The organism is Betaproteobacteria bacterium, assembly GCA_009377585.1.
Taxonomy (GTDB): domain Bacteria; phylum Pseudomonadota; class Gammaproteobacteria; order Burkholderiales; family WYBJ01; genus WYBJ01.
In genome coordinates, this window is the sequence record WHTS01000169.1 from 1 (window position 1) to 9,823 (window position 9,823).

8 protein-coding genes are annotated in these 9,823 nt (G+C 65.9%); 5 read left to right on the plus strand and 3 right to left on the minus strand.

Annotated elements, in window-relative coordinates; translation table 11 throughout:
- Window positions 1–20 precede the first annotated feature (20 nt).
- Window positions 21–1,013, minus strand: a complete 993-nt coding sequence (locus tag GEV05_28795; GenBank protein MPZ47290.1) for a tripartite tricarboxylate transporter substrate binding protein — start codon at window positions 1,011–1,013, stop codon at window positions 21–23.
- A gap of 302 nt (window positions 1,014–1,315) precedes the next feature.
- Between GEV05_28795 and GEV05_28800 the strand changes: the two genes are divergently transcribed.
- Complete coding sequence (locus GEV05_28800; protein ID MPZ47291.1) at window positions 1,316–2,722, plus strand: amidohydrolase family protein; 1,407 nt, start codon at window positions 1,316–1,318, stop codon at window positions 2,720–2,722.
- Window positions 2,723–2,773: 51 nt separating this feature from the next.
- Entirely contained in the window at window positions 2,774–3,391 is a 618-nt protein-coding gene (gene pdxH, locus GEV05_28805) for a pyridoxamine 5'-phosphate oxidase (protein ID MPZ47292.1), read from the plus strand.
- On the opposite strand, the gene GEV05_28810 is transcribed toward pdxH, so the two are convergent.
- Window positions 3,369–4,340, minus strand: a complete 972-nt coding sequence (locus tag GEV05_28810) for an MBL fold metallo-hydrolase (GenBank protein MPZ47293.1) — start codon at window positions 4,338–4,340, stop codon at window positions 3,369–3,371. The two genes, pdxH and GEV05_28810, sit on opposite strands and share 23 nt — an antisense overlap.
- Before the next feature lie 313 nt (window positions 4,341–4,653).
- On the opposite strand from GEV05_28810, the gene GEV05_28815 reads away from it, so the two are divergent.
- The 3 genes from GEV05_28815 (at window position 4,654) to GEV05_28825 (ending at window position 7,810) form a co-directional block, all read left to right on the plus strand.
- On the plus strand, window positions 4,654–5,232 hold the full coding sequence (locus tag GEV05_28815) for a cupin domain-containing protein (GenBank protein ID MPZ47294.1): 579 nt from the start codon (window positions 4,654–4,656) through the stop codon (window positions 5,230–5,232).
- Window positions 5,229–6,263 (plus strand): acetamidase, encoded by a 1,035-nt coding sequence (locus GEV05_28820; GenBank protein MPZ47295.1) that lies wholly within the window; start codon window positions 5,229–5,231, stop codon window positions 6,261–6,263. Before GEV05_28815 ends, GEV05_28820 begins: the two co-directional genes overlap by 4 nt.
- 194 nt (window positions 6,264–6,457) lie before the next feature.
- On the plus strand, window positions 6,458–7,810 hold the full coding sequence (locus tag GEV05_28825; protein ID MPZ47296.1) for a hypothetical protein: 1,353 nt from the start codon (window positions 6,458–6,460) through the stop codon (window positions 7,808–7,810).
- An 87-nt stretch (window positions 7,811–7,897) separates the two neighbouring features.
- Here GEV05_28825 and GEV05_28830 read toward each other — a convergent pair whose 3' ends face one another.
- Window positions 7,898–9,073 carry a hypothetical protein gene (locus GEV05_28830; protein MPZ47297.1) on the minus strand — a complete coding sequence of 392 codons (1,176 nt, stop codon included), beginning with the start codon at window positions 9,071–9,073 and terminating at the stop codon, window positions 7,898–7,900.
- Window positions 9,074–9,823 lie beyond the last annotated feature (750 nt).

Genomic DNA, 9,823 nt, shown 5'->3' on the forward strand with positions numbered 1-9,823 from the left:
ACGGCGCATACGGCAAGACATCAATCGACTTTCACGCCGGTCGCCTTCACCACGTCGGCCCACAGCTTCACATCGCGCTCGAGCCTCGTCGCGAGCTCCGCCGGAGACATCTTCACCGCCTCGGCCACGTTGGTCGCAAAGATCTGCTTCGCTTTCGGGCTATCGCAGGCCTTGGCGAATTCGGCGTTGAGAAGATTCACCACGTTCGCCGGCGTACCGGCCGGCGCGAGCACGCCGGAGAAGACCGCGCCCTCGACGCCGGGCACCGATTCGCCGATGGTCGGAATTTCGGGCACATGGGGCGAGCGGCGCTCGGCCGCCAAACCCAAAGCGACGAGCTTCCCTTTGCGCACGTACTGGATGCTGGCCGGTGCGGTCGCCATCAGCATCGTGATCTCGCCGCCGAGCAGCGCGACCACCGGCGTGGACCCACCCTTGTACGCGACCGGCGTGATCTGAATACCGGCGCGCAGGCGGAATTTCTCCAGCGTCATATGGGTGACCGTGCCGATTCCCGAATGCCCACCCGTCATGCCGGGATTCTTCTTCGCGATCGCCACCAGCGCCTTTACCGAGCGGGCCGGCACCGACGGATGCGAGACGAGCACCAGCGGCGAGACGTTGACCGGCGCCACCGGCGTAAAGTCCCGCAAGGGATCGTAGGGCAGCTTCCTGTACAGCGAAGAGCTGATCGTGTGCGTCTGCAAGTCGGTGAAGAAGAGCGTATGGCCGTCCGGCGCCGCCTTGGCGACGATGTCGGCCGCGATCGTGGTACCGGCGCCGGGCCGGTTCTCCACGATCACCTGCTGGCCGAGACTCCTGGTGATCTCGGCCGCGGTCGTGCGCGCGAACGTATCGGTCGCGCCGCCCGGCGAAAACGGCACGAGGATGCGGATCGGTTTGTTCGGAAAGCTTTGGGCGTGTGCGGCGGCAGCGAGCGAGCCGGCAGCTATCATGGCAGCGATGCGGGTAAACATCGACATCTTGTTCTCCTCCTCGGATCGAGCGCGCATTATGCCGGCGTCACCGGCGGCTTCAAAGCGGCTGGGTCAGGTCTTGCTTGTTGCAGCGACTGGGGTCAGGTCTTGCTCGGTGCATTCGCCCTTCGTCGTGCAACATTCAAGACCTGACCCCGCCTCGCCCCAAGACCTGACCCCGCCTCACCCTCACCCTCACCCCCCCCCCCCCCCCCCCCCTCACCCTCACCCCCAGCCCCTCTCCCGGAGGGAGAGGGGAGCAAAGCACGTGTGCGATCCACTTGGACGACGGCTCCCGCCGGTGGGACAATCGACGCATCCCGACGGCTTGGGCTTCCATGAACGCGAGCGCGCGCGCCGACCTGGTAGTGCGGCATATCGACTGGCTGATCACGGTGGACGGCGAGCGCCGCATCCTGCGCGACGCCGCGTTGGCCGTGAAAGACGGCGTTTTCGCCGCGATCGGCAAGAACGCCGATATCGAACGCGACTGGCCCGCTAGAGCATACCTCGATGCATCCGATTGCGTGGGCACGCCGGGTCTCATCGATAACCACCTGCACTCGTCCTTCCAGCTCGCGCGCGGGCTCGCCGACGAGGCGAACGCCCAGTCGTTCCTGTTCGAGCACATGTATCCGTACGAGGTGGCGACGGGCGCCGAGGAAGTCTACGTCGCGGCCACGCTGGCGGCCGTCGAGCAACTGCGCCACGGCGTCACCTGCTTCATCGAGCCCGGCAATTACGATCCCGATGCCACCGTGCGCGCCGTGATGGCGGCCGGCATGCGCATGGTGCTGGCCGTGAGTTGTTTCGATCGCAACAAGTCGGTGACGGGCCTGATGCCGGCGCGGATGATCGAGACGCGCGAACAGTGCGTCGAGAAGACCGAGCGGCTGTTCGCGACCTATCCGGGCAAGCATGCCGGACGGCTCACCGTCAGCGCCTCGTTTCGCGGCATGAACAACAGCTCCGACGAGCTCATCCTTGCGCTCAAAGCGATCGCCGACAAGCACGACGCGGTGCTGCAAACGCATGCCTGCTATTCGTACTTCACGCGCGATGCCAGCATCGTGCAGTTTGGAAAACCGGAGATCGAGCGCCTGGAATCGCTCGGCGTGCTCGATGCCCGCATGCTGCTGCTGCACTCGGGCTGGTTCGAGCCGCACGAGATCGCGCTGCTGGCGCGGCGCAAGCCCACGCTCGTGTGCTGCCCGTCCTCGTCGCTGCACAACGGCTACGGCAATCTCGCCATCGGCATGCATCCGGAGCTGGCCGCCCTGGGCGTGAACGTGAGCCTCGGCACCGACCACGCCTCGTCCGGGACCGTGGACCTGGTGCAGGAGATGCGCAACTGCGCTTGCGGCTACAAGGAAATTCGTATGAACCCGCGTCTCATGCCGCCGGAGCAGGCGCTGGAGATGGCCACCATCAACGGCGCACGCGGCGCGGGGCTTGCCGACACGATCGGCTCCATCGAGGTCGGCAAGATGGCCGACTTCGTGCTGTTCGACGCCACCCAACCCGAGTGGCAACCGCTCTACAACCCGGTATCCAACCTGGTCTACAGTGCGACCGGCAACACGGTCAGAGACGTGTTCGTCGGCGGCACGCAGGTGGTGCGCGACGGGCGCATGGTGCTGGTGGACGAAGCATCGCTACTTCGCGAAGTGCGTGCGGCCGCCGAGCGCATCGCGGGCCGGCTCGACCTGTCGAAGCTGTCGAAGCTGCGCTGGCCGGTGCAATAGCCCGCGTCCGAGCGCCTCGACGCCAAGCTACATTCGGAGCCCGCAGCAGCCATGAACCCCATCCCACGCGCCCCGCTCGAGGAAAGCACGGCCCCCGCGGACCCCTATGTTCTGTTCCAACGCTGGTACGACGATGCGGTCGTTGCCGGGCTCGCGCTGCCCAACGCCATGACGCTCGCCACGGTGGGCGCGGAAGGGCGCCCCGCGGCACGCATGGTCTTGCTGAAGGGCATCGAGGACAGCGGCTTCGTCTTCTACACCAACTACGAAAGCCGCAAGGGACGCGAGCTCACCGCCCATCCCAGTGCCGCGCTCGTCTTGCACTGGGCGCCGCTCGAACGCCAGGTGCGCATCGAGGGCAGCGTCGAGCGCGTGAGCGAGGAAAGCTCGACGGCCTATTTTGCGACCCGCCCGCTGGGCAGCCGCTACAGCGCGACGGCCTCGCCGCAAAGCTCGGTGATTCCGGATCGGGCCTGGCTCGAAGAGGAAGCGGCGTCGGTCGCCCGCCGCTACGGCGAAAACATGCCGCGGCCGCCGCATTGGGGCGGCTATCGCGTGCGGCCCGACATGATCGAATTCTGGCAAGGCCGCAGCGACCGCTTGCACGACCGCCTGAGCTATCGGCGTCGCACCGACAACGCCTGGCTCATGGAACGGCTGGCGCCTTGAGCGCCGAATCGGAATCGAGCCACACGCCCAGGCCCTGGGCGTTGAGCTCGATGTCGGTCGCGAACACCTCCAGCACTTCGGCCGCAGCAAGCGGCCAAGCTTGGCGCTTCGCTTCTTCCAGGAGCATGCGTTCGATCCCTTGCTTCAGCAGCGCGTGACGGCGCTCGCCCGCGTGCGCATGTGCTCGGGCGAGCGCCACATGCGCATCGATCAGACGGTGCAGGTCCTCGCCGAGGCGGTCGATCTCGCCGATTCCGCCGAAGTGGGTCACGAACACGCGCTCGGGGCGCAACGAGACGATGCGATCGATCGAAGCGTGCAAAGCCTCGGGATCGAACTGCACGGGGCTGGTGGTCGGGAACACCGAGCGCCGGCCGTGCGCCTCGAGCTCCCGGTACGCCAGGCCGAAAGTATCGCCCGCGAATAACGAGCGGCTGTGCGCATCCACGATGCAGCAATGGTGGCGTGCATGGCCCGGCGTTTCGATGAACCGCAGCTCCCGGCCCGCCAATGCCACGCACGCACCTTCGGGCGTCGCGACGATGCGATCTTCGGGCACGGGCAGAATGTCGCCGTACACCGTGCGGGCATGCTCGGCGCCGTAGACATCCACAGTGCTCTGGATCAGGCGCTCCGGATCGACCATATGGCGCACGCCCCGCGGATGCACGCACAGGCGCGCATGCGGCAGCCGGCACATGAGCAGCCCCGCGCCGCCGGCGTGATCGAGGTGGATGTGGGTGAGAATGACGTAGTCGACCCGCTCGGGCGCAATCTGCTTGTGCGTCAGCGCCGCCAGCACCGCGTCGGCGCAGGCATTGGAGCCGGTGTCGACGATCGCGGCGCGCCCCTCTTCCACGATCAGGTAGATGGCGGCAAGCCAGGGGCGGATGAAGCCCGAGTCCAGCGCGCTGATACCGTGGTCGTAGTCGATGATCGCAGGGCGCATCAAGAGGTGTGCCTTGTCGAGCAGTCCGTATCGAACGCGAAGTCCACACGGACGCAACGCTCCCTTCTCCTATTGCGGGCAAGGGTAACGAATAGCCGAAGCCGTATCGCAGTGAAAGTCATCAAAAACCATTGTAGCCGCCCCTCGTCTTCCGTGCCGGCCGCGGCCACATCCGACTCGCGGCCATTGCCCGCCATCGGCACGCCCGCTAGAGTATTTCCCGTAATATGTCCCGTCCGCTCGCCGGCGGCACGGACCCGCGCGCCATCACCCGCGAGCGATTTCGAACAACGGTTTCCTCTGAGGAGAACGTATGAACGGACATGTCCGACGCATCGTCACCGGCCACGACGAAAACGGGAAGGCCATCGTGGTCTCGGACGGACCCGCTCCGAAGGTGCATACGAGCCCCTTGCGGCCCGGTCACTATTCCACCGACCTGTGGCGCACCAACGAATCGCCCGCGCGCGTCTCGCGCCGCTACGACGAGCCGACCGCGGGGCCGCGCAAGATCGTGGCCAATCCGAACGGAACCATCGTTCGCATCTCCTTGGTGCCGCCGGACCCGGACTTCAGCACCATGGACGGCGAGCAGGCGCGCAAGATCTTCGAGGCGCTCGGCAACCCCGAGGCGTCGACCTTCGGCCAGAACAAGCGCCACCCGTACATGCACCGCACCGAGACCATCGATTACGCAATCATCCTGGAGGGCGAGATGTATTGCGTGCTCGACGACACCGAGGTGCTGCTCAAGGCGGGCGATGTCCTGGTCCAGTGCGGCACCAACCACGCCTGGAGCAACCGCTCGGGTAAGCCGTGCAAGGTCGCCTTCATCCTGATCGACGGCAAGTTCGATCCCGACCTCGCTGCGCAGCTCGGATCGCACAAATGACGAGCGCCGCGCCGGCAACTCGGGCGCAGGCGGTCGCCGCGCACCTGCGCTCCATACCCGGCAACGTCAGCTGGGGCCTCATTCCGGCCGGTGCGCCGCCGGCGCTCACGATCGAATCGGGACAGAGCGTTCGCATCGATACCGTCTCGCAGCAGGGGCTCACCGCCGGGATCGACCCGGTCGCCTTCTTCGGCGACGCCGGCATCGCGGCGGACAACGTCCTGGACGACGTCAAGGCCATCTACGCCCAAGTCAAGCGCGAGCCGAGCGCCGGATCGCACGTGCTCACCGGCCCGATCTACATCGAAAACGCGCGCCCCGGCGACATGCTGGAGGTGCGCATCCTCGATGTCGACTTGCGCGTCGATTACGGCACCAACAATTCCGGCCCCGGCGTCGGCGCGGGACCGGAGCTCTTGAATGCAGTCGCCCGCCAGATCATCCGCATCGACCGTGCTCGCGGGATGGCGCTGTTTACCGATCGCATCGAGCTGCCGCTCGCGCCGTTCATGGGCATCATGACAGTCGCGCCGCCCGACGCCATAGCGCCCGCCAACACGCGCCCGCCCGGCGCGTTCGGCGGCAACATGGATCTCAAGGTGCTCACGCGCGGCGCGACGCTCTATCTGCCCGTGTTCCAGGAGGGTGCACAATTCTGGACGGGCGACGGCCACGGCCTGCAAGGCGACGGCGAAGTGAACGGCACGGCGATCGAGATCTCGCTCGCGCCCACGCTGCAGTTCATCGTGCATCCCGGCGGTGCGCGCGATCTGCCGTGGCCGCGCGCCGAAGACCGGGCCTGCCATTACGTCACCGGCATGGACGTCGATCTCGATCTGGCGGCGCGGATCGCGGTCGAGCAAGTGGTCGCGTTTCTTTCCTCGCGCGCGGGCATCACTACCGCACAGGCATACGCGCTCGCAAGCCTCGCCGTCGACTTTCGCATCGCCGAGAACGTGAACCACGTGAAGGTGGTGTATGGCGCGATTCCGAAACGTCTGTTGCCGGCGTCCGCATACTGGAGCGATTAGATTTCCCCTCCCTGACAAGGAGCCGCGTAGGCGAGCGTTTAACCTTCCCCTGACAAGGAGGGGTCGGACGCGACAAAGTCGCGGACGGGGTGGTCTCGCGAGCGAGCCAAGACCACGACACCTCGCGAAATGGGCGAAAATCGTCAAGGAGTCGGGCGCGCGCCTCGACTGATCGCAACCGATTCGGAGTCACCATGTCCGCCACACCCACCGCCGAGCTGGCCGGTTTCATCGCCAACCTGCAATACGAGGACGTCCCCGCACCCGTGCGTGAGCGGGTCAAGGACTACATCCTCGATGCGCTCGCCAGCGCGCTGGCTGGCCGCCAGGGCGACGAGGTGCGCCAGGTCCAGGCGCTCGCTTCCGCGCTCGGCGCGAGCCACGAGGCGACCGTCATCGGCGGCGGCCAGCTCTCGCTCGCCGGAGCGACGCTGCTCAATGGCTATCTCGTTACCGCGGTCACCGTATGCGACGTGCACCGGCCGACGCTTTACCACACCACGCCCGAAGTCGTTCCGCCGGCGCTGGCGATCGCCGAGCGCGATGGCGCGAGCGGCAAGGCGCTGCTGCTCGCGGTGGCCGCCGGCCTGGAGACCTCGGTGCGCGTAGCGCTCGGCATCGACTATCCGGCGTTTCGCGCGCGCGGCTGGCACTCGCCCGGCGTGATCGGTCCGTTCGGCGGCGCGGCAGCCCTCGGCAAGCTGCTCAAGCTCAGCGCAGAGCAGCAGCGCAATGCGTTCGGCCTCGCCGGCAGCCAGTCCGCCGGCACGTTCGCTCACTGGGGCACGCCCACGATCAAGTTCCACCAGTGCCGCGGCGCGCTTTCGGGGCTGATGGCGGGGCTGCTCGCGCAGCAGGACTTCCGCGCCTCGAGCGAGATCCTCGCGCACCCGGACGGCGGCATCTACACCGCATATTCCAGCGGCGGCAAGCCGGAAGTGGTGACCGCGGGACTCGGACGCGAATGGCTGCTGCAGCAGATCGCGCTGCGGCTGTGGCCGGCAGCGAGCTCGATCCAGAGCGCGATGACGGGACTGTTCGCCTTGATCGAGCGTCACGATTTGAAGCCGGACGATATCGCGGAAGTGAAGGTGGGATTTTCCAAGGTCGTGTACGACATGCACGGCACGCTGCCGTGGAACGATAAGTTCAAGGCCCTGCTGTCGGCGCCCTATGTAACCGGCATCATCCTGCACGACCGTCGTTGCTGGCTCGACCAGTTCGAACCCGGCCGTTATCAGGACCCGGTCGTCGATCGCTTCACGCGCGAGCGGGTGAAGGTGGTTTCCGATCCTTCGCTTCAAGGCACGGCCGCGACGGTCGATGTCCGGATGCGCGACGGCAGCGTGCACAGCGAGCGGCGCGACTGCGCCAAGGGCGATCCGGACGATCCGCTCACGCGCGTGGAAATCCAGGAGAAGCTCAGGACGGCGACCGAAGGGAAGCTGCCGGCCGCGCAAGTCGACCGGATAATCACGCTGGTCGATCGGTTGGAGGACCTTGCCGACGTGCGTGAGCTGACAACGGCGCTACGCGCCGCACGATAGTCGCTCTAAAAAAGAAAAAGGGGCCAGGCTCAAGTTCCTCTACTGCGCGGTAAATCGAGCCTGGCCCCTTTTTTAGGGGCTTCCGGTTCAGGGAGCGGGGCAGGCTGCATCCTTTACCCAGAACACGCCCCAAACGTTCAGGTTCGAGTTCGCGGCTTCCAGTATGCCCGTCTCTACGGCCTTGGACGCGAGGCCAATAGCCGCCCCCGTGGCCGCGATTGCGTACGGGCCGGTGGGTGCTGTAATGAATGCAGTACCGGCGCCAATGACTGCGGTCGTTACCCAACCCAATGCATCGTTTGCGTTCGCGATCACGCACGCAGTCGGGTAGGGAAACGGGGCGATAGAGCCGTCACTGAGCTTCACCTTCGCGGGCGCTTGACGGCAGGCCTCCAGCCAATCTCCTCCGGCATTCCACAGCACTGCGGAGTAGCTGCGCATCCCCTCGCTGGTTATCCCGCCTGCATTGGCGTCCGGCGTCTTCATGTTGCTGACGCAACCGTTGTCCTTGAACGAGCCCCAGGCGAGCGGCTTGACGCATGCCTCGCTCGAATACCATTCACCCCATACACCGGTCGCGAGCGCGTCCTTTGCGCAACGGTTCGGCTTGCCGAGGTTCCCTGGCCCGTCCGTTCCTCGGCAGGCGGCGATCCAATCCTGCTTGCCCAGATGTCCGCCGAGACGGGCCGAGTACACCTGACGGTTGGGTCCGAAACATCCCGCCTGTTTGGCAGGCTCGAATTTGGGACCGCAGTGCGTGACACCGGTCTTGTACCACTCCCCCCACATGCCGTTGTTCTTCACGCATTTGTCGGCCGGGCCGGAAACGCCAAGGGCCGCGACGGCCTTGTCAGCCGGCTTCACGGCACACGCTGCCTCCCAGGATCCCGATATGTTCTTGAGCAAAGCGGACACGCGCGACGTCGTCGGACCGGTGCAAGTCTCATGCACGTTGGCCCACGTCGTACCTTTGTCCGCGCGGCAACTCGCATGGTTGCGCACGTACCACTCCCCCCACATGCCATTGTTCTTGACGCACTTGTCCGCGCGTCGCGTGATGCCATGGCCGACGCCCTGGCCGGATTTGCGGGCGCACGCAGCCTCCCAGGATCCCTTGATGTCCAGGAGATGCGCGGAAACTTTGAGCGTGGTGCCCTGACAGTCAGCCTTGACGTTCGCCCATCGGTCCGCGTGGGCGGGTACTGCGGCAGCGAGTGTCATGAGGAGAAGCGGCGTCCGAAAAACCATGGTCGATCGTTTCATTGCGAAGCTCCCTTTCGTCCGATTATTAGCTAAGCAGGAGGCACGCGAGGTTCGGTGAGCTTGCTTCGTAGACAGCTCCCTTCGCACCGAAGCTCGTACTGCCACTGTGCACTTCGCCGCGACATCGGTGTGTAAGACGATGTAATAACATGTAAGCGCGGCTGGCCGGAAGCCTTTGCTCGCACCTGCTCGGGCGCAGTTACCTTGTTGGCGAAGCCGCTCGAGATCGACGCGCTCATCGTGCGCGATACCTGACGCGTTCGCCCCAGCTCTCGCCCGCGGTATTCACCAGAGCCGTCAGCGCTGGCATTGCGCCGCGCGCGTCATAACGCCCGAGCGCGAGCGCCCGTACGTTGACAAGCAAGGGGAACGGCGCGGCATCTCCGCGCCAATCGGACATCCGTGCCCGCGAATCTACTGCCGTCGCGTGCTACGGATCGAAATGACTTGGCCCGCTTCGATCACTGACTGCGAGCGCGAACAGGCAGTCCAGGATTTCACTTCGCATTTACGCCGTCCGTCCGCGCAAACTGAATCCCGGGCGATGATCGACCTCGCCCGGATTCGGCAATGACACAGGCTAGCACCTGGAGCACCGCGCTACTTCGCCGGGATCACCGGCAACAGCAGCCACGAGGCCTTGTCGCCGCCGGCGTGAACGGTGTTGACTGCACCGATGTTGTAGTCGGCGTTGTAGTGCGTGAAGTGCTGCGAGCCCACGCCGTCGCGCGCGGTGATGTCGAGCCGCAG

Excerpts from the sequence above, each read along its gene's own strand:
- GEV05_28795 (MPZ47290.1), bottom strand. The coding sequence starts at position 1,013 with ATGCGCGCTCGATCCGAGGAGGAGAACAAGATGTCGATGTTTACCCGC.
- GEV05_28800 (MPZ47291.1), top strand. The coding sequence starts at position 1,316 with ATGAACGCGAGCGCGCGCGCCGACCTGGTAGTGCGGCATATCGACTGG.
- pdxH (MPZ47292.1), top strand. The coding sequence starts at position 2,774 with ATGAACCCCATCCCACGCGCCCCGCTCGAGGAAAGCACGGCCCCCGCG.
- GEV05_28810 (MPZ47293.1), bottom strand. The coding sequence starts at position 4,340 with ATGCGCCCTGCGATCATCGACTACGACCACGGTATCAGCGCGCTGGAC.
- GEV05_28815 (MPZ47294.1), top strand. The coding sequence starts at position 4,654 with ATGAACGGACATGTCCGACGCATCGTCACCGGCCACGACGAAAACGGG.
- GEV05_28820 (MPZ47295.1), top strand. The coding sequence starts at position 5,229 with ATGACGAGCGCCGCGCCGGCAACTCGGGCGCAGGCGGTCGCCGCGCAC.
- GEV05_28825 (MPZ47296.1), top strand. The coding sequence starts at position 6,458 with ATGTCCGCCACACCCACCGCCGAGCTGGCCGGTTTCATCGCCAACCTG.
- GEV05_28830 (MPZ47297.1), bottom strand. The coding sequence starts at position 9,073 with ATGAAACGATCGACCATGGTTTTTCGGACGCCGCTTCTCCTCATGACA.